Here is a 22,952-nt window from a genome sequence, read left to right on the forward strand (position 1 = left end):
GCGGCCGATCGTATGCCACTGCCCCCCGCCGACCCGCCGTACCATCCCGCACGATGGAGTCGCTCCTCCGCCGCGTCAGCCCGATCCTCCGCCTGACGCGTGTCACGACCGCTTTCGCGGCCGTGGGGAACGTCTGGTTCGTGATTCTCTGGACGCGGGCGAACCCCGAGGAGCAGGCCTCGGGTCCGATCGTCGAGCGCCCGGCGTGGCTGCTGCTCGTGGCCGGTGCGCTCTCGGCCGTTGCGCTGTACGCGTTCGGCGCGTGCCTCAACGACGTTCTCGACGCGCGCCGCGACCGCGCCCTGCGCCCCGACCGTCCGATCGCCGCCGGGCAGGTCTCCCTCGACGCCGCCGCTGTTACCATCGCCTGCACGCTCATCTTTGCCGTGCTCGGATCGACCGTCTTCGGCCCGTCGGCCGTGCTGATGACCCTGCTCGTAGCCGGGGCGATCCTCTTCTTCAACGTCGCCGCAAAGTTCATCCCGGCGATCGGGCTCGTTGTCCTCGGTCTCATCTACGGCGGGCACATGCTCGTCCCGAACGTCGGACTGCACTTCCTCTGGCCAGTCTGGCTCGTCATGACCCACGCCTTGATCGTCGGCGGCATCGCGCACTCTCTGGCGCGAAAGGTACCGCCCATCTCCGGGCGGGCGGTCGCTGTCGCTGTCGCGGGATGGGTCTTCTGGTCCGGCGTGCTGCTGGTGGTGGGGTGGGGCAGGGCGGCGAGCATCGGGGGGCTTGGCCCGGTTCGACGCGAGGATCTCGCAGGCGGCCCGTGGCCGGACTGGCTCGACCTCACGATCGCGCTCCCACCGGCGATCCTCGCGTTCCTGTTCGCGCTGTTCGCATGGCGGAAACTTCGGATCGCCGGCGCGGGGCCGCGCGCTGCGGAGAAAATCCAGCGCTATGGCTCCCTCTGGCTCACGCTCTACGCCACCACGTGGATGCTCGCCGCGGGCCACGTCGGTGAGGCGGCCATCCTCGGCGCGCTCGCTTTCGCCGGCTTCCTCGGCATGACCATCCTCCGCGAGTTGTACGGCCTGGCCGAGCAGCCGCTCGGGTATCGAAGGTAGGCTGCGTGCTCAGGCGGCCCGCCGCGCGAGCCACTCCGCGGCGTCGAGAAGGATCACCGCTGAGAGGCGGTCCGGCCTGCCCAGCGCGACGATCGAGTTGTGCACGAGCGTGCCCGCGTGCGAGTGGGCGGCCGGGTCGCCGGTGCGATGCGCGAGATCCGCAAAGACATGGACGGCCCAGGGACGGTTCGTGGCGTTGTCCGGCTGAAGCTCGTCGAGATGCCATCGGGCCGCAGACTCAACGCGAGCGGCGAGGCGCGACGTCTCAGGACGGATCGCGTGCCACGAGAGGGCATGGAGTGCGGCCAGCTCGCCCTCCGACCAGACCTCCACGCCCAGTCGGCGCAGCGAAGGAACAAGCGGGCCTTCACAGACCTCGATCAGCGAGGACGGGTCGAACGAGCCGTCGTGCAGCGCCCACCAGAGCGCGGCGTCGGGGTGGAGGCTGATTGGCGGCTCGCCCGGCTCGACACCGAGCAACCGAGCGAGAAGAGGCGCGTCCGTGGCTCGCCTGTGTCCGAGCTCGTCCCGAAAGTTCGCAACGGCCCGAACCCGGTCGGAATAGGGAGCGGCAGGATCGAGGGCGGGTACGACAGGGGCAGCGAGTCGGCGCAGGTCCGCGGCAAGCGCAGCGAGGGGAGGCACCGGTGCCGTTCGGTCGTCGTTCACCGCGAGATGCTACCGGGCAGCGTGCCGTCTGAGACAAGGGTCTGGAATCGGGGGATTGGCTTGCGGTAGACTGCAGCCGATGGCCCTGCTGCGTACCGAGCGCGTGCGTTGGACGCTGGTGCGACGGTGTCGCCGATGCGGGCACGACGGTCAGGACGTGCAGGGTGATCGGGGCGGCATCGTGTACGAATGCCCGGTGTGCGGCGAAGACCTGTACGCCCGACCCGCGATGAGTTACGCGGAAATGGAAGGGTTTGTCGCCGCAACCGCGCCCGCTGAGCGTGGTCGCGTTTCGGTCGGGCGGCGTGCGCTTCGGCGTGTGGCCGCGCTGATCCGCCGAATGCTCACCCGGGGATGACCTCGATGCAAGGCTCCGGCTGCGGGGCGGGGGTTGACCACCCGACCTCGGCCCGGATCGGTCGCGGTGTGGTGAAGCGAGCGTGACCGGGGTTGTCTTGTGGACGTAGCGCGGCGCGCGACGGATGCCACAGGTGAAACGCAATGATCTCTGCGACCGCGATGGCGACGCGCGGCGGGGGACTGAGCGCATGAAGCCGCCGACCCAGGTCGTCGTCCTCGTAGCCGTAGGCGGTGAACTGCTCGTCAAAGGCGTTCACTCGCCGCAGCGCCGCAACCGCGACGGCCGCGTGACATGAGATGAGCTTGGGCTTGTGAGGCTTCACCGGGCAGAGCGGTCCCGGCAGCAGTCGGCGCAAACGCAGTTGCCTCTCATACTTGCGATGACGGGCGTGCAACGACTCCAGCTCGGTCGGCGTCAGGAGCGAGGCCGTGCGGAAGGTGGGTGAGAGGATCGCTTCAGGCTTGATGCCGGCGGTTGTTGCTTCATCGAGGTTCGCGCGAAAGCCGATGACAAGCCCGTAGCCAGCGGTCGCGAGAGCGTGGTGTCGTGCGCACGCGGTCTCGCTCAGCAACATGTCGCCGTCGATGAAGAGGGCCTGACCACGATCGCGCAGCTCTCCCGCGGCGTCGAGCACGCGGAGCGCGTTGTTGCGGACCTGGGCAGGCCTCGCCTCCCCCTGGTGCGGCCGCTGAACGACGCGCAACGGCGGCACGGGTTGCGCCCGGGCACCCAGGCACGCGGCAACCCGAGGCCAGGTTTCCCGGATCGTGCCCAGGATGGCCGAATCGTCGGTGTCGCACGAGACAGTGACGGTGTCAGGGGGCCGCGTCTGGTTCGCCAGTGACGCGAGGCACGGCGCGAGATGGCGCGCCGTGTGCGTGGCGATCACAAGATGAAGGCGGAGCGGGTTTGCCGACGGAGTTTGCATGTTGGAGTCTACTTGAGGTGTGGCCGGAGGCGGATGGCGGCAGGAGAGGTCGGTCGATGCCGCTAGTGTGTGGGCATGGACGTGCGAGTGGTTCGGACGGCGGAGGAACTCCGCCGGGAGGTCGGGGGCGGGTCCGTGTTTGTGCCCACGATGGGCGCGCTGCACGAGGGGCATGCCTCGCTCATGCGCATCGCCCGGCTGGAGTCCCTGCGCCGGGGCGGGACGATGTGCGTCGTCAGCGTCTTCGTGAATCCCACGCAGTTCACCGAGAGCGAGGACTTCGCCGCGTATCCGAAGACGCTCAACGCGGATCTGGCCGTGTGCGAACGCGAAGGAATGGACGCCGTATTCGTGCCGGGCGTCGAGGAGGTGTATCCGCGCGGCGTGGAGGTTCGTGTCCCCTCGCTTCCGGCGGTGGCGACCGAGCCGGGCCTCGAGGACCGCTGTCGGCCGGGTCACTTCGCCGGCGTGTGCCAGGTCGTGCTTCGGCTCTTTGAGATGGTACGTCCCGCAGCAGCCGTCTTCGGTGAAAAGGACTGGCAGCAGTTGCAGATGGTTCGCGCGATGGTGAGGCAGGAAGGGATGGGCATCGAGATCGTGCCGGGACCGACGGTGCGCGATGTTGACGGCCTGGCGCTGAGCAGCCGAAACGTTCGGCTCGGCTCGGACGAGCGTCGCATCGCGATCGCGTTCTATCGGGCCTTGCAGCTGGCCGCCCAGGCGCCGGACCCGGCCGGCGCGGAACGCTCGATGCAGGACGAACTGAACTCCTCCACTGTTGAGGTCGATTACGCGGTTGTTCGGGATGCGGAGACGCTGGGACCGCCGCAAGGCTCTCGGACCTGCCGGGCGTTGGTTGCCGGGAGAGTGGGGAAGGTGCGCCTGATCGACAACGCAGGCTGGCCGATGGAAGCAACGGGATGAACGAACCCGGGTCAAGGGGGACCGATCGGGTGTCGATCGGTCTTGATGCCGGGGGGGCACTCACCACATGAGCACGAACGACCGAAGCGTCGCGCGGAAGTATCTGGTCGCGGAGAGCGTCAAGGAGCGACGCTCGGACTCACAAGCCGATACGTCCGAAGGATCGGACGCCTCGGGGCAGGGTACGTCGGGGGCGGGGAGCGAAGAGTCGATGAGATGCAGGCGAACGCACGATCGGCAAGGCGTCGAGTTGCCCGTGGTCTTGGCGGAACTGAGCCGCAACGGGGAACCGAGCGAGCCTTGGGAGGCCGTCTCGCTCGACCTGAGCAGGTCGGGGGTAGGGTTGCGTTCGAGGCGGATGGTTCACAAGGGCCGGCTGGTATTGCTCGCGGTGCCGCCGAAGGGGAATCGCCCGGGGCGACTCTACTGCGGCAAGGTGATGCAGTCGCGTTACGCGGAGGGGATCGGGTACATCGTCGGGCTTCGGTTCGAGGAGTGCCCCGAGGGCATCCACATCGACCGGTGGTGGAACAAGCACATGAAGGGTAAGCGGGCGGCGTAGCCGCGCGTGGACCGATCGGATAGTCTCGGTTGCCGCCCGGCGTGCGCGGGAGCGTTCGCTGGGGCACGCGGAGGCTGTCCTGTGCATCGATCCCCGCTCCATGCATTCCACGTCGAGCACGGCGCCCGCCTGGTGGATTTCGCCGGGTGGGAGATGCCGATGGTGTATTCGAGCATCCACGAGGAGCACCGGCAGGTCCGCGAGTCGGGAGGCGTCTTCGATGTCTCGCACATGGGACGGGTCAAGATCGTCGGTCGGCACGCGCGCCGGCTGCTGGAACGTGTCTGCACTCGCCGCATCGGCGACATGGAACCTGGCCAGTGCCGCTACAGCCTCGCCTGCAACGAGCGCGGCGGTGTCCGCGACGACGTGATCGTCTACCGCGTGGACGACGACGACTTTCTCGTCGTGGTCAACGGCGCGAACCGCGAGAAGATGCTTGCGCACTTCGAACGGGTCCGGTCGGCGGCTGACCTCGCTGCGAAGATCGACGACACGACCACCAAGACGGCCATGGTCGCCCTGCAAGGCCCGAAGGTCATGGACCTGATCGGCCGGTTCAGCAAGGAGATCCCGACGCTCAAACGGTACCGCTTCACCGTGAAGAACCTGCTCGTCCTCAAGCTCATCGTCTCACGGACGGGGTACACAGGCGAGGACGGCGTTGAAGTGATCCTGCCCTCGAACGCGATCGAGATGGCGATGAAACTGCTGCTCAGGGACGTGGACCTGCGTGCGCAGACCGCTTTGCTCAAGCCCGCGGGGCTGGGCGCCCGCGACACGCTCCGCCTCGAGGCGGGCATGCCGCTCTACGGGCACGAACTGGGCGAGGAGATCAACGCGCTCTCATGCGGCGTGGACTTCGCCATCAGCCTCGACAAACACGCGACTGGGGGCGGTGAGCGGTTCATCGGGCAGGATGCGCTCGAACGCACGAAGGCAGAGGGCGGGCCTGCGCGGCTCCTGGTGGGCATCGAGTTCGAGGGCAAACGCACGCCGCGCCAGGGGATGAAGGTCCACTCCGGCGGGTGTGAGGTCGGCGAGGTCACGAGCGGGTGTCTCAGCCCGACGCTGGGCGTGCCGATCGCGATGGCGTTCGTCGACCGTGGCACGTCCGCGGTGGGTACAGCCGTCGAGGTCGATACAGGCAAGGGGATGCTGGGGGGCAGGGTCCGCCCGCTGCCGTTCTACAAGCGACCGAAGGCGTGAATCAGCGCGCGTAGGATCGCGCGAGATGCCCCAGCCGATCTACCTCGACAACGCCGCGACGAGTTTCCCGAAGCCCGCATGCGTTCACGAGGCGGTGCTGGACTACATGCGCCGTGTCGGAGCGTCGCCGGGGCGGGGCGCCTACTCGACAGCGCGGGAGGGGGCGGCCATCGTCTCCCGCTGCCGGACGCGGCTCAGCGAACTCATCGGCGGCGAGCGCGGTGGGCAGGTCGTCTTCACGCTCAATGCGACCGACGCTCTCAACCTGGGCATGAAGGGTGTCGTGCGGGCCTGGAATCGCCGGAATCCTGGCCGCACTGCGCACGTCGTCACCACGGCGATGGACCACAACTCCGTGCTGCGTCCCCTCAACGCCATGGCCGAGAGCGGCGAGGCGTCGTGGACGTGCGTGGACGCCGACCCCGAGAGTGGGCTGGTCGAAGCAGCAGACGTAGAAGCGGCGATCGTCCCCTGGACGGCACTCGTCATCGTCGTTCACGCCAGCAACGTGACGGGCACGATCCAGCCGGTCGAGGGCATCGGTTCCGCGTGCAAAAGGCTCGGCGTGCCTTTGCTGGTCGATGCGTCGCAGTCGCTCGGCCACCTGCCGATGAACGTGACGTCGATGGGGATCGACCTGCTTGCCTTCCCGGGACACAAGGGGCTGCTCGGTCCGCTCGGCACGGGTGGTTTGTACCTCCGGCCCGGCATGGAGACTCTGCTCGAACCGCTGCGGGAAGGCGGGACCGGCAGCGCGAGCGAATCAGACGTGCAACCGGTCGCGCTCCCGGATCGCTTCGAGCCGGGTTCGCACAACACGCCCGGCATCGCGGGGCTGTCCGCTGCGGCCGACTGGCTGCTCGACCGCGGCGTGGATCGTTTGCGGACGCACGAGGCTCGACTGATCGAAGCAGTGCTCGACGCGATGCCCGGCGCCAGAGACGGGTTTCGCCTGCTCGGGCCAGACTGTGTTGAGGGCCGTGTCGGCGTATTCTCATTCACACACGAGGCGGTTGGACCCGCGGTCCTTGCGTCGGGCCTCGAGGAGCGAGGATTTCTGACGCGGGCGGGGCTGCATTGTGCCCCGCGAGCGCACGCCGCGCTCGGCACGCTTGAGAGCGGCGGGGCTGTTCGCCTGAGCATCGGGCCGTTTGTCGACGAGCAAGCCGTCCGTGGCGCGATGCGAGCGATGGTCGCGGCCGCGTCGGAAGCGAGGAGCGAGCGATCGGTCGGCTTCGGCAGGGCGCGGTAGTCGATGCGATGCCGTCAGTTGCGGGCGATGTCGGGCAGATCGACCCAGCCGGCATCGGTGTGACGGACGATCGCGCCAGAGGCGAGATAGATGACCTGTTCCGCGATGTTCGTCGCGTGGTCGGCGATTCGCTCGCACTGGTTCGCCAGTTCGTGCAGCACGAAGGCGAGATCGACGGGCATGGTCCCCGCGGCGACTCGTTCCTCGGCCTCGCGGAGCAGGCCGCTCTTGAACGCCTCGACCGTGTCCTCGCTCTGAAGAACGAGCCGCGCGAGGGCGGCATCGTTCCGCTCGAAAGCCCGGTTCACGTCGCGGAGGATGCCGACGACGCTGTTCGTGAGCACGCGAAAGGTTCCCGGGATCGATTCCCGGAACGGGCGGATGGCGGGCACGCACTCGGCGATGACGACTGCGGCGTCCGCGGCACGCTCGAGTTCGTTGTTGACCTTCACCACGGTCAAGACAGCGCGGAGTTGGGCGGCGTCGAGGGCTGCGCCGTCGTTGGTGGCGTCCGTGAGGAGTTTCACCGATGCCTTCTCGATGGCGACGTCCACGCGGTCGATCTCGTCATCGCGCTCGACGACCGAGGAGGCCGCGCCCTCGTCCCCCGCGAAGACCGCCTCGCAGGCGTCCTCGAACATCGCCTGCACGCGGCCGCCCTGGGCCGCCAGATCGGCCTTCAGCCGGAGCAGTCGCTGCGAGAAGCCTTCGTGGGTCGTGGGCATGGGCACCTTCTCGGGAAGTGTAGAAACATACCACCCCCGAGGGAGCGGGCAAGGCGGCGGAACAGATTGACCGGCGGCTATGCTGCGGTCCACGCTGACGCAATGTCGCACGGCGTGCGGACAGGGGCCACGGCATGGACTTCGACATCGAGATCGTTCACGCTCGTCAGGTGCTGGACTCTCGGGGCAACCCGACGCTGGAGGCGGAAGTTGTCCTCGCTGGCGGTGCCAGCGGCAGGGCTGCCGTCCCCAGCGGGGCGTCCACCGGCGAGCACGAAGCGATCGAACTCCGCGACGGCGAGCCGGGTGTGTACCTCGGCAAAAGCGTCATGCGGGCAGTGGAGAACGTGATCGAGCGGATCGCGCCCGCGGTCGAGGGGCTGGACGCACGAGAGCAGGAGGTCGTGGATTCGGTCATGCGCGAACTCGACGGCACGCCCAACAAGGCCGAGTTGGGCGCGAACGCGATCCTCGGCGTCTCGATGGCGACGGCCAAGGCCGCGGCGCAGGGGTGCGGCCTGCCGTTGTACCGCTACCTCGGGGGGAGCGCGGCGAAGGTATTGCCCGTCCCGATGTTCAACATCATCAACGGCGGCAAGCACGCCGACAATACCGTGGACTTCCAGGAGTTCATGGTCCAGCCGTGGGGCTTCGACGACTTTGGCGAGGCGCTTCGGGCAGGCGTCGAGATCTACCACGCACTCAAAGGCGTGCTGAAGAAGCATCGGCTCTCGACGGCGGTGGGGGACGAGGGCGGCTTCGCGCCGGACCTCAAGGGCAACGAGGATGCCCTGAAGATCATCGAGGAAGCCGTCGCCAGGGCCGGTTACAAGTGGGGCGAGCAGGTCTTCGTCGCCCTCGACCCCGCGATGAGCGAACTCTGGAACGAGGCCGCCGCAGAGGGGAAGACAGGCTACAAGCTCTTCAAGTCCAGCGGCGAGGTGCTCTCGTCGGACGACCTGATCGGGCTGCTCGCCTCCTGGTGCGAGAAGTACCCGATCCGGTCGATCGAGGACGGTCTGGCAGAGAACGACTGGAGCGGATGGAAGCGGCTGACCGCCCGGCTCGGAGAGAAGGTGCAACTGGTCGGCGATGACCTCTTCGTCACGAACCCGGCCATGCTGCGCCGCGGGCTTGACGAGGGGTGCGCGAACGCAATCCTCGTCAAGGTGAACCAGATCGGCACGCTCAGCGAAACCTTCGAGGCCGTGAACCTGGCGATGCGCAACGGGTACGCCGCCGTGATGAGCCACCGCTCGGGCGAGACCGAGGACGCGACGATCGCCGACCTGGCCGTGGCGGTGAACTGCGGCCAGATCAAGACCGGAGCACCCTGCCGAAGCGATCGAAACGCGAAGTACAACCAGTTGCTTCGGATCGCGGAAGACCTGGGTGAAGCGGCGGTGTACGGATCGGTCACGTGGGGGCGGTGACGAACGTGCAACCGCGTTCGCATCGGTTGGTTTGATGTTCAAGGCGGCCAGCAGGTGAACGGTCGATGATGCGCGGCGCGGACAGGCACGGGTCGGTCGAGCCTCCTTCGTGGGACAGCCGCGGAGGAGGGTGGTTTCGGCACACCCTGCGTCGTGTCTTTGGCGACGGCGAGAACCCGTTGACCTGGGCCGTGCCGCTCTACTCGGCGTGGGGCATCCGCGTGCGATTGCACGTGGTCTTCATCCTGATGGTCGTCGGGCAGATCGTGCATTCGCTGTGGCTGGACATCGGCCCGCTCTACACCGCGACGGGGCTGGGCTGTCTCTTTCTGCTCGTACTCCTGCACGAGTACGGGCACTGCTTCACGGCCAGACGCATCGGCGGCGACGCGGACGAAATTGTCATGTGGCCCCTCGGCGGGCTGGCGATGTGCCAGGTGCCCGACGACTGGCGGGCGCACCTCTGGACAGCCCTCGGCGGACCGCTCGTGAACGTCGTCCTGCTTCCCGTGCTGGCAACCGCGGTTTATCTCGCCACGGGAGAGTGGTCCGCGGTCTTTTTCAACCCCTTCAGACCCGAACTCGCGCTCGGCGGCTTTTCGGCATCCAACAGTCTCGTGCTCTGGCTCGTGGTGGCAGCCTGGTGGCTCCACTACATGAACGTCGTGCTCCTCGCTTTCAACCTCCTCGTGCCGATGTTCCCCATGGATGGCGGGCGAATCCTTCAGGCCTCGCTCTGGGCGAGGTCGGGGTACGCGGCATCCATGCGGACGGCCTGCGTCGTTGGGCTGGTCGCCGCCGTCGCTCTCTTCGTCGTCGCGGCGATCGGGCGCGAAACGGTGCTCATGGCGATCGCCCTGTTCGGCGGGCTGGTCTGCTGGTTCGAGCGTCGCCGGCTGGCGCTGGTCGCGGGCGAAGAGAGCGAGTTCGCCTCGTCCCTCCGGGACGAGCCGCCCGAAGAGCCGAGCAGGGCCGACGAACGACGCCGCCAGCGCGAGGCGGAGGAACAGGCCGAGGTTGACCGCATCCTCGCCAAGATCAGCGAGCAGGGAATGGACAGCCTGACGCGGGCCGAGCGCAAGGCTCTCCAGCGGGCGACGGAGCGCAAGCGCACGGGCGGCTAGGATGGGCGACTCGGCGGCCGGGGCAGGGCCGGCGCATCCACGGAACGGAGCGGCGCGGCGCGATGGGCATCTACGACCGTGAATACGCACGACGCGATGGCGGCGGGGGCGGCGTGCCCGGACGGCGTGTCGCTCGCGTCAGCGCGCTCTCCATCAACACCTGGCTCATCATCGTCAACGTCGCAATCCACGTGCTGGCGAACACGGTGCTGTTCCCCTGGCTCTACGAGGTCGGCCACTTCTCCACGAAGAAGGGGTTCCAGGAACTCGAAGTGTGGCGACTGGTCACGTTCCAGTTCCTCCACAGCCCGAGCACGATCTGGCACCTCTTCTTCAACATGTTCGGCCTGTTCGTCTTCGGCGGTCTCGTCGAGCAATACCTCGGTCGAAAAAAATACCTCGCCTTCTACCTCGTCTGTGGCATCTTCGGCGGCCTCGCCTACCTCCTGCTGAATCTGCTCGGGCAGATCCCGGGACTCGCGCTGCCGGGCGTGCTCTTCCACGACGCGGCCACCCCGCTCGTCGGCGCCTCAGCGGGCGTCTTCGGCGTCATCATGGCCTGCGCCTACATCGCCCCGAACACGATCGTTCAACTCATCTTCCCGCCCATCCCGCTCCGGATGAAGTGGTTTGCCTACGGCTACGTCGCGCTGGCCGCGGTCAACCTGCTCGCTGGAGGGGCGAATGCCGGCGGCGATGCGGCTCACCTCGGTGGCGCGGCCGCGGGGTTCTTCTTCATCCGCAACTCGCACCTTCTGCGAGACTTCTTCGACGTGCTGAAGGATTCGCGGCGCGAGGGCGGCTCGCAGCGCGCCGAACGCCGCTCGACCAACGAGGATGAGGTCGGCAGAGTGCTGGAGAAGGTCCGACAAGAGGGCCTTGGAAGCCTGACCGAACGCGAGAAGCGCATCCTTCAGCGCGAAACCGAATCCAAACGCGGCACCAGGTAGGCCGGGTCGGAGTGGCGAATGGGTGGTGCCTTGCGGTTCGAAATCCATGCCCGATCGCGCCGATCCGGTGCACGCGTGGGACGGATCACGACGCCCCACGGATCGTTCGAGACGCCTGCGTTCATGGCCGTCGGCACCAAGGGTACGGTCAAGGGTATCGTGCCGCCGCTGCTGGCCGCGACGGGAACCGAGGTGATGCTCTGCAACACCTTTCACCTGCTGCTCCGCCCGGGCGAGCAGGTCATCCGCTCACTCGGCGGGCTGCATCGCTTCACGGGCTGGGCCGGGCCGATTCTCACCGACTCCGGCGGCTACCAGGCCTACTCGATGGCCGACCGCAATGCCATCGACGACGACGGCGTCACGTTCCGCTCGATCGTGGACGGCGGCAGTGTGCGACTCACGCCCGAGCGGTCGATCGAGGTCCAGAACGCCCTTGGCGCGGACATCATCATGGCCTTCGACGACTGCCCACCCTCGATCGATCCGACGGCCGGCGCGGCCAACCAGACACGCCTCCGACTCGCGGCGGCCCGCGATTCGGCCGGGCAGGGTGAATACGACCACGCCGCTCGTTTGCGCGCAGCGAACGAACGCACGATCCGGTGGCTCGAACGGTGCAGGCAGGCCCACGCCCGCCCGAACGATCAAGCGCTCTTCGGCATCGTGCAGGGCGGCACGGACCTCGACGCGCGGGCGTGGTGTGTCGAGCGTGTCTGCGGCGTGGACCTGCCGGGCTACGCCATCGGCGGGGTCGCAGTCGGTGAAGACCACGCCCGAATTGCCGAGGTCACGGCGTTCACCGCGCCGAGACTGCCGACGGACAAGCCTCGCTATCTGATGGGTGTCGGCTACGAGCGAGACCTCGTAGCGGCGGTGCTCGCCGGCGTGGACATGTTCGACTGCGTCCTGCCGACCCGAAACGGCCGCAACGGTCAGGCCTTCACGCGAACCGGCATCCTCCGTCTTCGCAACGCGGAGCACACGACCGACCCCCAGCCGATCGAGCCGGGATGCGACTGCCCGGCCTGCGACCCGGCCCACCACGGGTGGGGGGCGCCGAAGGGGGACTGTTTCTCTCGGGGCTACATCCGGCATCTGTTCATGGCCGAGGAGATGCTCGGGCCGATCCTGGTCAGCTTGCACAACCTCCGGCTCTTCCAGAGGGTGATGTTTGATATCCGGCGGGCGGTGGTAGAAGATGACTGGCTCTCGCTTGCCCGGGCGTGGCCCCGGGCGGCGGAGGGACTGCCGGCGTCCCTGCGGTCGTAGGGCGAGGCCTTGGTGGTGGGCGTCGAAGGTGACGCTTGGCAGGTGGGTAGCCCCGGTCGGGCCGGATCGATGGCCTTCCGGGGGATGGGAGCCGCAACGGATGGTCGAGAATGCGAGCATCATCGTCCCATGGACCCTGGCCCAGGATGCGGGGGAGGGATACGTGCCCGGTCTCCAGGGAAACGGTTCAGCGGGTCTGCCGCCGGCGGGGCCGCAGGGAGCGCCGCCTTCGATGTTCGGCGGATCGTTCATCTTCATCCTGCTGGGCCTGATGGTGTTCATGCTGGTGATGACTGCGATGCAGGGCCGCAAGGAGAAGCGGCGCGTGGCCGAGATGCTCGCCGCTCTCAAGAAGGGCGACCGCGTGCAGATGATCGGCGGGATGCAGGGCGTCATTCACGAGCTGAGGGACGACACGGTGCTGCTCCGCGTGGACGAGCACAACAACACGCGGATCCGGTTCGCGCGGAGCGCGGTCCAGACGGTGCTGCGGGAGAGCCGGGACCGTTCGTCGAACGGGGCCGAGGACAAATCGGAAGAAGAAGCGGAAACGGCCTCGGTGTGACGGCCAGCGCGACGCCGGCACGCACTGGCCGGCACCCCTGAACAAAGACGGACGGCCATGCGGAACCTCGGTCTGAGAGCGGCGTTGGTGATCGTGGCGCTCCTGTTCTTCGGGCTGGCCATCGTGCCGCCGGAGAAGAAACTGCGCCTTGGCAAGGACCTGAGCGGTGGTGTCAGCCTGATCTACTCGGTGGCGATCGGCCCCGAGGAGAACGCCTCCGAAACCATGTCTCGCGTCATCGAGGTGCTCAAACGCCGCGTCGACCCGAACGGGCTGTACCAGATCACGATGGTCTCGCAGGGGCGCGACCGGATCGAGATCACGATGCCCCTGCCCGGTCCGCGTGTGAAGGAGAAGCGGGCCGAGTACGAGGCGATGCTGGACTCGGTCGGCGAGATGGCGATCCCTCGTCAGCGGCTCGAACGAGTGATCGCCATGCCTCCCGAGAGACGTGAGGCCGAACTTGCCCGCCTCGCTGGCGGAAACGAGGCCCGCGCCGCACGCCTGCGCGAACTGGCGGCGGTCTACGACACCGCCCGGATGGCCCGCGCCGCGTACGACGCCGCGGCCGGCGCGGAGCAGCCGGATACCGACGAGCTTCTCCGTCTCGCCCGCGCTGCCGCCGAGGCCGAACTCGCCTACGACACGGCCCGCGACGACCTGTTGCGAGCGTCGCTCACACCCGCGGAACTTCGCCGCGCCGTCGAGCAGTCCAGCCGCCGGCGTACGCTTCGCGACTCGCAGACGAACACCTACGTCGAACTGCCCAGCCCCCGCGACCGGGCGCTCTCAAGGCTGAAGGAACGCTACCCCACCTACGCCGATTCGATCGACCGCGTGAGGGCGAGTTACGAGGCGTACGAGGCGGTCCGGACGACGCTGGACGATCCGTCGGACCTGGTGAGGTTGCTGCGTGCGTCGGGCGTGCTCGCGTTCCGGATCACGGTCGATCCGGGCGACGATCCGGCCGAGGAGGCGCGCCTTCGGGCTGAGTTGCTCGAGAGCGGACCGCGCAGCGCGAGATCGCGCGATAAGGCGTGGTACAAGATCAACCGGGTCGAGAACTGGTACAACGACGTGCAGGAACTCCGTGCCCTGGAGGCGAACCCTGCGGAGTACTTCCGCGCCCGGGGCTACGTTGTCGACGAGTACGACGGCGAGTACTACATGCTCTGCTGGGACCGGGCCGGCTACAGGCTCGCGCCGGACCCGGATCGTCCATGGCAGGTTGCCCGCGCTCGCCAGGGAGCGGACGAGGTCGGCAAGCCCGCGATCGCCTTCGAGATGGACACGGTGGGCGCCTCGTTGCTCGGCGCGCTCACCGAAAAGCACGTCGGGAAGAAGATGGCGATCGTGCTCGACGACGAGGTCTACACCGCACCCACGCTGCGCAGCCGCATCTCGAGGTCGGGCCTGATCTCCGGCGACTTCTCGAACGAGGAGCTGCGCTACATCATCCAGGTGCTGGCCGCCGGCGCGCTGCAGAACAAGCTCTCCCCCGAGCCGATCAGCCGCAACACCGTCGGCCCGGACTTCGGCGCGGACAAGCTGCGGGAGGGCCTGCGCGCGGGCATCATCGCGTTCGTCGCCGTCGCGGGGTTCATGGTCGTGTACTACTTCCGATGCGGCGCGCTGGCCGTCGTCGGGCTGTGCTGCAACGCCATGCTGCTCCTCGGCGCGATGGCGCTGAACTCGGCCGCGTTCACGCTGCCCGGCATCGCCGGGATCATCCTGACCTTCGGCATGGCGGTGGACGCAAACGTCCTGATCTACGAGCGCATCCGCGAGGAGTTGCGGGCCGGGCTGGACATCCGCCCTGCCGTGCGCCTCGGCTTCTCGAAGGCGATGTCCAGCATCGTGGACGGCAACGTCACGAACCTCATCGTCTGCGTGGTCCTGGCATACCTCGGGACGCAGGAGATCCGCGGATTCGCCATCACCCTCGGCATCGGCGTCGTGACGACCATGTTCTCCGCCCTCGTTATCACGCGGCTGATGTTCGATGCTCTCCTCGAGTTCGGCATGTGGCGCCGCATCCGGATGCTGCCCACCGTCCTGCCCGCGATCGACCGGGCCCTCGAACCGAAGATCAACTGGCTGCGGATGCGCTACGGCTTCATTGTCATTTCCTCCATCTACGTCGGCATCGGGCTGTGGATGGTCTACTTTCAGCGCGGCGAGATGTTCGACACCGAGTTCCGCGGCGGCACGAAGGTCACGCTCCAGTTCAGCATCGACGAGGAAACGGGACGCCGCGTGACGCTGACACGCCCCGAGGTCGAGAGCCGCGTCCGCGCTCTGGGCGAGGGTACGGGGCAGGAGGCACGCCTCGCCGAGCTGCGCCGGGCACAGATCGTCACCATCGATCCCGCAACCGACGGCATCACCTCCGATCGCTTCGAGATCAAGAGCCTCGTGACCGACGAAACGACCGTCGTCAACGCCCTGGCAACCGCCTTCGCCGACGTGCTCGATTCACGCCCCCCGCTTGTCTTCCGCGGGGCCGGCCTCGACCTCGCCGCCGCCCCTGTCTACCCGCTGCTCAACGTCCGCGGCATCCTCGGCGAGGACATCAACCGCCCCCAGTACCGCGACGTAGTGCGTGAATACACCGGCGGCGTCGCGATCGTCATCGAAGACCTCGACCCGAGACCGACCCTCGAGGGCCTGCGAACCCGGATCGAGCAGATGCGTCAGCAGCAGGATTTCAGCGACACCCTCGGCAGGACGTGGGAGGTCCGGGCGCTCGAGGAGGACGCGAGCGGCGTGCGCACCGCCGTGCTGCTCGCGGCCGAGGAGGGCGTGAACTACCTCGAGAACGAGGATCGGTGGCGTGCCGAACTGGCGATGCGCGAATGGCAACTCGTCAACGAGGCCCTCGGACGCACGACCACGCTCGCCAGCGTGCAGAGCTTCAGCCCCGCGATCGCCGAGACCTTCCGCGCCCAGGCGATTGTCGCGGTCTTCCTCTCGCTCCTGCTCATCATGATCTACATCTGGGTCCGATTCGGGTCGGCACGCTACTCGCTCGCGGCCATCATCTGCCTCGTCCACGACTGCCTCACCTGCATCGGACTGATCGCGCTGGCTGAGATCGTCTACGACTGGGGGCCAACGCAGGGGGTTGCGCAGGCTCTCGGCATCCTCCCCTTCAAGATCGACCTCACGCTCGTAGCCGCGCTGCTCACCATCATCGGATACTCGCTCAACGATACCATCATCGTCATGGACCGCGTCCGCGAGAACCGCGGCAAGCTGCCTTACGCGAGCGCGGAGGTCATCAACCTCTCGATTAACCAGACCATCAGCCGAACGGTCATCACGTCCGGCACGACACTCCTGGCGATTTTGATCATGTACGTCTACGGCGGCGACGGCGTGCGTGGATTCGCCTACGCCATGCTCATAGGGATCGGCATCGGCACCTACTCGTCGATCGCCGTGGCCGCGCCGCTCGTGTGGTCGCACAGGGCGGATCGCTCCACTGCACCGCCGCCCGAAGAGCCGGCGTGATGGGGCAGGAGGTCGAGATGCGCGGCGGAGCGTACCGGCTTCTGGGTGGGTTCGCGGCGTTGGCGCTGGTGTGGGTCGCCGTCTACTGGGCGGTCGAGCCGCCAGCGCCGCCGATCTCCTTCGGCGGTGTGGCCGACGCAGCGGACGCGATCGCGGACGGCGACGATGCACCGATCGAAACCGGCACGGCAGCGGCGCCGCCCGATCGCCGAGGCCCCGCGGTTGAGCCTCCGGAGTTCGAGGAATACGTCGTCAAGGGGAGGGACACGTTCCAGTCGATCGCCCGCGCCCGCTACGGCAGCGCTCGCTACGCCGAGGCTGTAGCGCGAGCGAACCCGTTCGTCAGCCCGGATCGGTTGCGGGCGGGGCAGACCCTTCGCCTTCCTGTTGATCCGACGAACGTGCAGGGGAGGCCGATCGCGGGAGAAGCGCCCACCGAGCCGCTGATGCCTGTGGAGTACGTGGTGAAGCAGGGCGACACGCTGACGGGCATCGCCAGAACCTTCTACGGCACCACACGCGAGGCCGACCGCATCTTCGAGGCGAACCGGGACCGCCTGCGTTCGCGCGACAGCCTGCGCGTCGGACAGGTGATCCTGCTCCCACCGCGCGGCGGGCCGCCGGGGAGCGGGTGAGCCTGATGGCGGCGAGCGCGAGGATTGACGTAGCGATCGTGGGTGGGGGCGTGACCGGGCTGTGGACGCTCGCGCTGGCCGTTCGGCGCGGGCTGGCCGCGGTTCTCTTCGAGCGAACCGCGCTCGGCGACGGCCAGACCATCGCCTCGCAGGGGATCCTCCACGCGGGCGTGAAGTACGCTCTCCCCGGCGAGGCCGCACGCGAGGCTCGCGCCTTGGGCGAGGCGGCACGAGTGTGGGATGCGTGCCTCAGTGGACACGGAGAGATCGACCTGCAAACCGTGCGCATCCTCTCGACACGCACGCACCTGTGGACCGCGCCGGAGGCAGGCGCGAGGCTGGCGGCACGAGGCGCCGCCGCGGTGTTTCGATCGAGCGTGCGCAGGCTGCGGGGCACGGAGGTGCCGAGCGCGTTCGCGAGCGCGCCGCGCGGGGTGGAGGTGTACGAGGCCGACGAGCGCGTGATCGAGCCGGCAGACCTGGTGCGCGCTCTCGCGGCGGCCGGTGAAGAACGAGTGTGCCAGGTCGATGAGGCGCGACTGGAACCGGCGGCTTCGGACTCGTGGGCGTGCGTCGTGCGGTTCGGTGATGAGATGGTCAGCGTGCAGGCCGCGTCGGTCGTGCTCGCCGCAGGTGACAGAAATGCCGCCCTCCTCGCCGGCATCACGGCCGCCGATTCCACCATGCAGCGTCGGCCGCTGCATCAGGTGATGATCGACCGTGCGCCCGTGCGAGTGTTCGGCCACTGCGTCGGCCTGTCCGGCGTGCCGAGACTGACCGTGACGAGCGCGTCGTGGCAGGACCGGACCGTCTGGTACCTCGGCGGCGGCATCGCGGAGTCAGGCGTTGATCTGTCCGCGAGCGAGCAGGTCGATCGAGCAAAGTCGGAGCTCGCCGCGTGCCTGCCTTGGCTCGACCTGCGCGAGGCCCGATGGGCAACGCTTCGGATCGACCGCGCCGAGGGTCGGATGGCGGGCAGAAAGCGGCCGGAGTCGTTCATCGTGCGGCGGTTCGGGAACGTGTCCGCGGTGTGGCCGACGAAACTTGCCCTCGCACCGCTCGCCGCGGCCGAAGTCGCGGCATCATGGCACGACGCGGGAACGAACGCTGACGTTCGCGCGTTGCAGGGTCGCGACGTGCCTCCCGTAGCGCGGCCGCCGTGGGAGCGGCCGGACGTCGAGTGGCGGTAGCCGCCGGCGGCGTATTGTCCTCGTTCGCAGATTCGGAGCGTTCGATGCCGCAGCGTGCGCTGGGAAGAACCGGGATCGTGGTCAGCCCGCTCGGGCTGGGCACGGTTGCGCTCGGACGGGCGGAAGGGCTGAAGTATCCGCGACCGGTTCGCATTCCTACCGACGAAGATGCGCTCGAACTGCTGTCGCGCGCCCGCGCAGTCGGCGTCAACCTGATTGACACCGCGCCCGCGTACGGACTGGCGGAAGAGCGGCTCGGCTCGCTCCTGCCGGGCCGGCGCGAGGATTGGGTCATCGCGACGAAAGCGGGCGAGGAGTACTACCAGCGGTACGACTTCTCTCCCGGATCGCTCTTGCGCAGCGTCGAGCGCAGCCTGACTCGTCTACGCACGGACTACCTCGACGTGGTGCTGCTGCACTCGGACGGCGTCGTCGAGGCCGGCGCGGCCGCGGACGACGCATACGATGTCCTCGCTCGCCTGCGTGAACGAGGGCTGACGCGGGCGATCGGGGCTTCGACGAAGACCGAAGCGGGGGCGGATCGTGCGATCGGACGATGCGATGTGGTCATGCTGACGTACAACGAGCAGGATGCAGGAATGGCGGGCGCGATCGCACGGGCGCACGCCCGCGGCCTCGGCGTGCTCGTGAAAAAGCCGCTCGCCGGCGGGCACGCCGGGGATGCGGACCGCGCGCTCCGCTTCGTCTTCGACTGCCCCGGAGTCACCGCGGCTATCGTGGGAACGACAAACCCGGATCATCTCGTGTACAACGTGCGCGCGGCCGAGCGCGCGATCGGCGGAGTGAAATCGTGAGCATCAAGCGTGTGCTGGTGACGGGCGGCGCGGGGTTTCTCGGATCGCACCTGTGCGACCGGCTGGTGCAGGCCGGTCACGACGTGGTCTGCGTGGACAACTTCTTCACGAGTCAGAAGCAGAACGTCGCGCACCTGCTCGCTCGGCCGAACTTCGAACTGATCCGCCATGACGTGACACACCCCCTCTTCCTGGAAGTGGACGAGATCTACAACCTGGCCTGCCCCGCCGCGCCGGGGCACTACCAGTACAACCCGATCAAGACGATGAAGACGTCGGTGCTCGGTGCGATCCACGCGCTGGGCATGGCGCGCCGATGCCGCGCGAAGGTGCTGCAGGCCTCGACGAGCGAGGTGTACGGCGACCCCGACGTGCACCCGCAGCCCGAAAGCTACCGCGGCAGCGTGAACCCGATCGGGCCGCGGGCCTGCTACGACGAGGGCAAGCGGGCGGCCGAGACGCTCTTCTTCGACTACCACCGCATGAACCGGATCAACATCCGCGTGGTGAGAATCTTCAACACCTACGGCCCTCGGATGCACCCGTTCGACGGTCGCGTGGTCTCTAACTTCATCCGCCAGGCGCTTAACGGCGAGGACGTCACCCTCTTCGGCGACGGCAGCCAGACCCGCTCGTTCTGTTACGTGGACGACCTCGTGGACGGGATGCTGCGGATGATGGCCGCGCCGGACACGCTCGTCGGTCCGGTCAATCTCGGCAATCCCATCGAAGTGACGATGCGGGAACTGGCGGAACGCATCGTCGAACTGACGGGCAGCCGGTCAAGGCTCGTCTATCGTCCGATCCCGCAGGACGACCCGCGTCGCCGCTGCCCGGACATCTCGCTCGCGAAGCGGGAACTGGGCTGGGAGCCGCGCACGCCGCTAGCCGAGGGTCTGGCCAAGACGATCGAGTACTTCCGGACGATCCGTTTCGATGATTTCCGCGCGCCGACGCCGAACTACTAGTCCGGATGAGAGCGGGGAGGGTGACGGGCATGGAAGTCGTCGTAGCGCCGATCCGTCGCGAGCAGGCCGAGGCGTGGGTGCGCATGCGCGGACGGCTCGGCCCCGAGTGGTTCGTGAGCAGACTCGACAAGTTCGTGTGTGAGTACTTTGATGCTGGCCGCATCGACGGTCTGCGGCACGTTGTCCTCCTGGCAACGCGCCCAGACGGCGCTCCGATCGGATTCGCGGAGGTTTCGTTGCGGGATTTCGCGGAGGGCTGCGGCGTCGGACCCGTCGGCTATCTCGAAGGGTGGTTCGTCGAGGAGGAAGCACGTGGTGCGGGAGTCGGACGAACGCTTGTCGCCGCGGCCGAACGCTGGGCTGCAGAGCAGGGCTGCACGGAGTTCGCCTCGGACGCTGAACTGAGCAACCCCGCCGGGCTTCGGGCGCACCTGGCCCTCGGATTCGAGCCGGTGTGCGACATCCGCTGCTTCCGCAAGCCGATCCGGCCCTGAGACGTCCGCTATCGTGCCCGCATGAGAGTTGCCGTTACCGGGGTTTCAGGGTTCATCGGCTCCGCGATCGCCTGTCAGCTCGCAAGTGCGGGTCATCGCGTCACCGGCCTCGTACGACCGACCAGCCGTCGCGACCACGTCGAAGCGTTCGTGGATCGTTTCGTCATCGGCTCGCACGATGACGATTCGTGTTGGCCTGCCCTGCTCGAGGGCGCCGAGTGCATCATTCACAACAGCATCGACTGGACGCCGTTGCGTGCCAGGCCGGTGGACCTCGCATGGCATCTGCGAACAAACCTGGACGCGTCCATTCGACTGCTGCACGCATCTGCGCCGCGCCAGTTCGTCTTCATCAGCACGATCGCGGTACACCACGACATGCTGCCCCGCCCGAAGGACGGCTCGGGCCGATGCGTCATCACCGAGGACCATCCCCTGAGGCCGAACTCCGTGTACGGTGCGCACAAGGCCGCCATCGAGGCATTCCTCTGGGCGGAGCGCGCCGGATCGGGGCGGAACACGTGCGCGCTGCGGCCGTGCGGCGTGTACGGCATCGAGCCGGACCCTGCCGACTCGCACGGCGCGGACATCGTCGCTGAACTTCGAAGAACCGGCCGTTACTCCAAGCCCGGGGGAGGGAAGTGGGTCCACGTCGCGGACGTCGCGGCGGCTGCGGTCGCGGCGGTCGGCAACGACCGCGTCGCCGGACAACCCTTCAACCTCGTCGATTGCTACGCGCGCCACGCCGATTGGGCACGGCTGGCCGCGGAGGAACTCGGCGTGCGGGCCGACATCGACACGAGCAGCCCGGAACAGCCGAACAACACGTTCGACGTCTCGGCAGCCCGTGACCTGCTCGGTGTCTCGCTCGACCGAGGCCACGGGGGCATCCGTCGTCATCTGCGTGAACTCATCGGGACCATCGGATCGTGAGCGGCAACGAAGCGAGAGCGAGACTGTTCGTCGCCGTCTATCCGCCTGATGAGACCGTCCGCGTGCTTCGTTGTGCCGTGAGCCGGCTGGCGCTCGGTGCCGGGCGCGACACGCACGCCGAGCAGGTCCACCTCACGCTGCTTTTCATCGGCGATCGTGCTCCCTGTGAACTCGCGGCGGTCGCGGAGTCGGTCGAGCGGTCGTGCGCCGGCTTCGGGGCGTTCTGGCTCACGCCGCGCCGGCTCATCACCCTCCCAGAACGTGGGCGGCCTCGCCTCGTCGCCGCCGAAACCGACGCGCCAGCGCCGCTTCTGGAGATTCGGCGTCGCCTCGCCAGGCGGCTCGCCCGAAACTCGCGAGAGGCAGAACGATTCCGACCGCACCTCACCCTCCTCCGGTTTCAACCGGGCGACCGGCCGGATCGCCTTGACGAGCCTGTCGAGTGCGAGCCGTTCGTCGTCGATCGGGTCACGCTGATGCGCAGCGTGCTCAAGCCCATCGGGGCGGAGCACCGCGAGGTTGCCTGTGTCGCGCTCGACCGCGGCGATTGAACGCCCGCTCACCCGAGGCAGACGCGTGCGCACAACTGGGGAAGCAACTCGCCCGATGGCGCGGCGAACCGCCACGTCGCCAGGTGCGAGAGCGGCGTCGGGTGGGGATTGATCTCGATGATCCTCGCGCCGACACTCGCAGCCGTCTCGACGAACCCCGCGGCGGGATAGACGACGCTGCTCGTGCCGATCGTGAGGAACAGGTCGCAGGATGCCGCGGCGAGCGACGCGCGCCGAACCGCTTCAGCCGGCAGGGCCTCGCCGAACCACACGACCCCAGGCCGGTACAGCCCACCGGCTTCGCTCGGCATCGGATAGCAGGGAAGCGGCATGGGCAAGTCGTCGCGCTCCTTGCCCGTCGCCGTGCAGCGCCACGCAAACAGCGAGCCGTGCAGCTCAACGATCCGCTCGCTCCCCGCCCGTCGATGCAGCCGATCGACGTTCTGTGTGAGGAGCGTGAACGATCTCCCTCGAGCCGTGATCGCCCGCTCGATGCTCGAAAGTGCCGAGTGTCCCGCGTTCGGCACGCACCCAGCGCACCTCATGCGGCGTTCGTCGTACCAGCGCGAAACCAGCGCGGGATCGCGTTCGAAGGCCTCGCGCGTGGCGAGCCGCTGGGCGTCGAACCTCGCCCACAAGCCTGTCATCGCGTCGCGAAACGTAGGGACGCCGCTCTCTGCGCTGACGCCCGCGCCGGTCAGGGCGACGACCGACCGTGCGCCCGCGAGGGCTTCGGCGGCTTCCCGCGAGGCGGCTTCATCAATCCGGGGAGTCATGTATGCTCATCACGATACAGAACCCTGATC

The 22,952-nt window shown here is 68.0% G+C and carries 23 protein-coding genes; 19 read left to right on the forward strand and 4 right to left on the reverse strand.

All coding sequences use genetic code 11. From position 1 onward, the window contains the following. Positions 1-53: 53 nt before the first annotated feature. A complete protein-coding gene (locus FBT69_11710) occupies positions 54-1,073 on the forward strand; it encodes a hypothetical protein (GenBank protein ID MDL1905458.1) in 1,020 nt (339 codons plus the stop codon). A 9-nt stretch (positions 1,074-1,082) separates the two neighbouring features. On the opposite strand, the gene FBT69_11715 is transcribed toward FBT69_11710, so the two are convergent. Further along, a complete protein-coding gene (locus FBT69_11715; protein MDL1905459.1) occupies positions 1,083-1,742 on the reverse strand; it encodes a hypothetical protein in 660 nt (219 codons plus the stop codon). Between the two features lie 79 nt (positions 1,743-1,821). Between FBT69_11715 and FBT69_11720 the strand changes: the two genes are divergently transcribed. Beyond that, positions 1,822-2,100: a hypothetical protein gene (locus FBT69_11720; protein ID MDL1905460.1), complete on the forward strand. Its 279-nt coding sequence runs from the start codon at positions 1,822-1,824 to the stop codon at positions 2,098-2,100. Here the strand turns inward: FBT69_11720 and FBT69_11725 are convergent. Beyond that, positions 2,087-3,031: a hypothetical protein gene (locus FBT69_11725; protein MDL1905461.1), complete on the reverse strand. Its 945-nt coding sequence runs from the start codon at positions 3,029-3,031 to the stop codon at positions 2,087-2,089. The two genes, FBT69_11720 and FBT69_11725, sit on opposite strands and share 14 nt — an antisense overlap. A 75-nt stretch (positions 3,032-3,106) precedes the next feature. Here FBT69_11725 and FBT69_11730 point away from each other — a divergent pair, with 75 nt between their 5' ends. The 4 genes from FBT69_11730 (at position 3,107) to FBT69_11745 (ending at position 6,978) form a co-directional block, all read left to right on the forward strand. Next, entirely contained in the window at positions 3,107-3,955 is an 849-nt protein-coding gene (locus tag FBT69_11730; protein ID MDL1905462.1) for a pantoate--beta-alanine ligase, read from the forward strand. 67 nt (positions 3,956-4,022) lie between these two features. Beyond that, entirely contained in the window at positions 4,023-4,517 is a 495-nt protein-coding gene (locus FBT69_11735) for a PilZ domain-containing protein (protein ID MDL1905463.1), read from the forward strand. Positions 4,518-4,523: 6 nt separating this feature from the next. Continuing rightward, on the forward strand, positions 4,524-5,726 hold the full coding sequence (gene gcvT, locus FBT69_11740; protein ID MDL1905464.1) for a glycine cleavage system aminomethyltransferase GcvT: 1,203 nt from the start codon (positions 4,524-4,526) through the stop codon (positions 5,724-5,726). A gap of 25 nt (positions 5,727-5,751) precedes the next feature. After that, complete coding sequence (locus tag FBT69_11745) at positions 5,752-6,978, forward strand: aminotransferase class V-fold PLP-dependent enzyme (protein MDL1905465.1); 1,227 nt, start codon at positions 5,752-5,754, stop codon at positions 6,976-6,978. A 14-nt stretch (positions 6,979-6,992) separates the two neighbouring features. Here FBT69_11745 and FBT69_11750 read toward each other — a convergent pair whose 3' ends face one another. Continuing rightward, on the reverse strand, positions 6,993-7,703 hold the full coding sequence (locus FBT69_11750) for a hypothetical protein (protein ID MDL1905466.1): 711 nt from the start codon (positions 7,701-7,703) through the stop codon (positions 6,993-6,995). 134 nt (positions 7,704-7,837) lie between these two features. Here FBT69_11750 and FBT69_11755 point away from each other — a divergent pair, with 134 nt between their 5' ends. The 13 genes from FBT69_11755 (at position 7,838) to thpR (ending at position 22,146) form a co-directional block, all read left to right on the forward strand. Then, positions 7,838-9,136: a phosphopyruvate hydratase gene (locus FBT69_11755; GenBank protein ID MDL1905467.1), complete on the forward strand. Its 1,299-nt coding sequence runs from the start codon at positions 7,838-7,840 to the stop codon at positions 9,134-9,136. A gap of 65 nt (positions 9,137-9,201) precedes the next feature. After that, a complete protein-coding gene (locus FBT69_11760; GenBank protein MDL1905468.1) occupies positions 9,202-10,260 on the forward strand; it encodes a hypothetical protein in 1,059 nt (352 codons plus the stop codon). A 62-nt stretch (positions 10,261-10,322) separates the two neighbouring features. Then, positions 10,323-11,210 (forward strand): rhomboid family intramembrane serine protease, encoded by an 888-nt coding sequence (locus FBT69_11765; protein MDL1905469.1) that lies wholly within the window; start codon positions 10,323-10,325, stop codon positions 11,208-11,210. Between the two features lie 18 nt (positions 11,211-11,228). Continuing rightward, positions 11,229-12,482, forward strand: coding sequence for a tRNA guanosine(34) transglycosylase Tgt (gene tgt, locus FBT69_11770; protein MDL1905470.1), 1,254 nt, complete (start codon positions 11,229-11,231; stop codon positions 12,480-12,482). A 232-nt stretch (positions 12,483-12,714) separates the two neighbouring features. Continuing rightward, a complete protein-coding gene (yajC, locus tag FBT69_11775; GenBank protein ID MDL1905471.1) occupies positions 12,715-13,047 on the forward strand; it encodes a preprotein translocase subunit YajC in 333 nt (110 codons plus the stop codon). Between the two features lie 57 nt (positions 13,048-13,104). Beyond that, a complete protein-coding gene (gene secD / locus FBT69_11780; protein ID MDL1905472.1) occupies positions 13,105-16,560 on the forward strand; it encodes a protein translocase subunit SecD in 3,456 nt (1,151 codons plus the stop codon). Next, positions 16,560-17,195 carry a LysM peptidoglycan-binding domain-containing protein gene (locus tag FBT69_11785; protein ID MDL1905473.1) on the forward strand — a complete coding sequence of 212 codons (636 nt, stop codon included), beginning with the start codon at positions 16,560-16,562 and terminating at the stop codon, positions 17,193-17,195. Before secD ends, FBT69_11785 begins: the two co-directional genes overlap by 1 nt. 5 nt (positions 17,196-17,200) lie before the next feature. Beyond that, the gene (locus FBT69_11790) at positions 17,201-18,385 is read left to right on the forward strand and encodes an FAD-dependent oxidoreductase (GenBank protein ID MDL1905474.1); all 1,185 of its coding nucleotides are present in this window, start codon (positions 17,201-17,203) and stop codon (positions 18,383-18,385) included. A 44-nt stretch (positions 18,386-18,429) separates the two neighbouring features. Further along, on the forward strand, positions 18,430-19,200 hold the full coding sequence (locus tag FBT69_11795; protein ID MDL1905475.1) for an aldo/keto reductase: 771 nt from the start codon (positions 18,430-18,432) through the stop codon (positions 19,198-19,200). Next, positions 18,942-20,168, forward strand: coding sequence for an SDR family oxidoreductase (locus FBT69_11800; protein ID MDL1905476.1), 1,227 nt, complete (start codon positions 18,942-18,944; stop codon positions 20,166-20,168). The genes FBT69_11795 and FBT69_11800 overlap by 259 nt, the downstream gene beginning before the upstream one ends. 83 nt (positions 20,169-20,251) lie before the next feature. After that, positions 20,252-20,662 (forward strand): GNAT family N-acetyltransferase, encoded by a 411-nt coding sequence (locus FBT69_11805; protein MDL1905477.1) that lies wholly within the window; start codon positions 20,252-20,254, stop codon positions 20,660-20,662. A 21-nt stretch (positions 20,663-20,683) separates the two neighbouring features. Further along, the gene (locus tag FBT69_11810) at positions 20,684-21,595 is read left to right on the forward strand and encodes an NAD(P)-dependent oxidoreductase (protein ID MDL1905478.1); all 912 of its coding nucleotides are present in this window, start codon (positions 20,684-20,686) and stop codon (positions 21,593-21,595) included. After that, positions 21,589-22,146: an RNA 2',3'-cyclic phosphodiesterase gene (gene thpR / locus FBT69_11815; protein MDL1905479.1), complete on the forward strand. Its 558-nt coding sequence runs from the start codon at positions 21,589-21,591 to the stop codon at positions 22,144-22,146. The genes FBT69_11810 and thpR overlap by 7 nt, the downstream gene beginning before the upstream one ends. Before the next feature lie 8 nt (positions 22,147-22,154). On the opposite strand, the gene FBT69_11820 is transcribed toward thpR, so the two are convergent. Further along, a complete protein-coding gene (locus tag FBT69_11820) occupies positions 22,155-22,922 on the reverse strand; it encodes an NAD-dependent deacylase (protein ID MDL1905480.1) in 768 nt (255 codons plus the stop codon). Positions 22,923-22,952: the final 30 nt, after the last annotated feature.

Origin of the sequence: Synechococcales cyanobacterium CNB (assembly GCA_030263455.1) — a bacterium.
Taxonomy (GTDB): Bacteria; Planctomycetota; Phycisphaerae; order Phycisphaerales; family UBA1924; genus CAADGN01.

Coding starts and splice junctions, on each gene's coding strand:
- FBT69_11765 (MDL1905469.1), top strand. CDS start 10,323: ATGGGCATCTACGACCGTGAATACGCACGACGCGATGGCGGCGGGGGC.
- tgt (MDL1905470.1), top strand. CDS start 11,229: ATGGGTGGTGCCTTGCGGTTCGAAATCCATGCCCGATCGCGCCGATCC.
- FBT69_11760 (MDL1905468.1), top strand. CDS start 9,202: ATGATGCGCGGCGCGGACAGGCACGGGTCGGTCGAGCCTCCTTCGTGG.
- yajC (MDL1905471.1), top strand. CDS start 12,715: ATGTTCGGCGGATCGTTCATCTTCATCCTGCTGGGCCTGATGGTGTTC.
- secD (MDL1905472.1), top strand. CDS start 13,105: ATGCGGAACCTCGGTCTGAGAGCGGCGTTGGTGATCGTGGCGCTCCTG.
- FBT69_11745 (MDL1905465.1), top strand. CDS start 5,752: ATGCCCCAGCCGATCTACCTCGACAACGCCGCGACGAGTTTCCCGAAG.
- FBT69_11795 (MDL1905475.1), top strand. CDS start 18,430: ATGCCGCAGCGTGCGCTGGGAAGAACCGGGATCGTGGTCAGCCCGCTC.
- FBT69_11720 (MDL1905460.1), top strand. CDS start 1,822: ATGGCCCTGCTGCGTACCGAGCGCGTGCGTTGGACGCTGGTGCGACGG.
- FBT69_11725 (MDL1905461.1), bottom strand. CDS start 3,031: ATGCAAACTCCGTCGGCAAACCCGCTCCGCCTTCATCTTGTGATCGCC.
- FBT69_11800 (MDL1905476.1), top strand. CDS start 18,942: ATGCGATGTGGTCATGCTGACGTACAACGAGCAGGATGCAGGAATGGC.
- FBT69_11750 (MDL1905466.1), bottom strand. CDS start 7,703: ATGCCCACGACCCACGAAGGCTTCTCGCAGCGACTGCTCCGGCTGAAG.
- FBT69_11820 (MDL1905480.1), bottom strand. CDS start 22,922: ATGACTCCCCGGATTGATGAAGCCGCCTCGCGGGAAGCCGCCGAAGCC.
- FBT69_11805 (MDL1905477.1), top strand. CDS start 20,252: ATGCGCGGACGGCTCGGCCCCGAGTGGTTCGTGAGCAGACTCGACAAG.
- FBT69_11755 (MDL1905467.1), top strand. CDS start 7,838: ATGGACTTCGACATCGAGATCGTTCACGCTCGTCAGGTGCTGGACTCT.
- FBT69_11810 (MDL1905478.1), top strand. CDS start 20,684: ATGAGAGTTGCCGTTACCGGGGTTTCAGGGTTCATCGGCTCCGCGATC.
- FBT69_11730 (MDL1905462.1), top strand. CDS start 3,107: ATGGACGTGCGAGTGGTTCGGACGGCGGAGGAACTCCGCCGGGAGGTC.
- FBT69_11785 (MDL1905473.1), top strand. CDS start 16,560: ATGGGGCAGGAGGTCGAGATGCGCGGCGGAGCGTACCGGCTTCTGGGT.
- FBT69_11790 (MDL1905474.1), top strand. CDS start 17,201: ATGGCGGCGAGCGCGAGGATTGACGTAGCGATCGTGGGTGGGGGCGTG.
- FBT69_11735 (MDL1905463.1), top strand. CDS start 4,023: ATGAGCACGAACGACCGAAGCGTCGCGCGGAAGTATCTGGTCGCGGAG.
- FBT69_11710 (MDL1905458.1), top strand. CDS start 54: ATGGAGTCGCTCCTCCGCCGCGTCAGCCCGATCCTCCGCCTGACGCGT.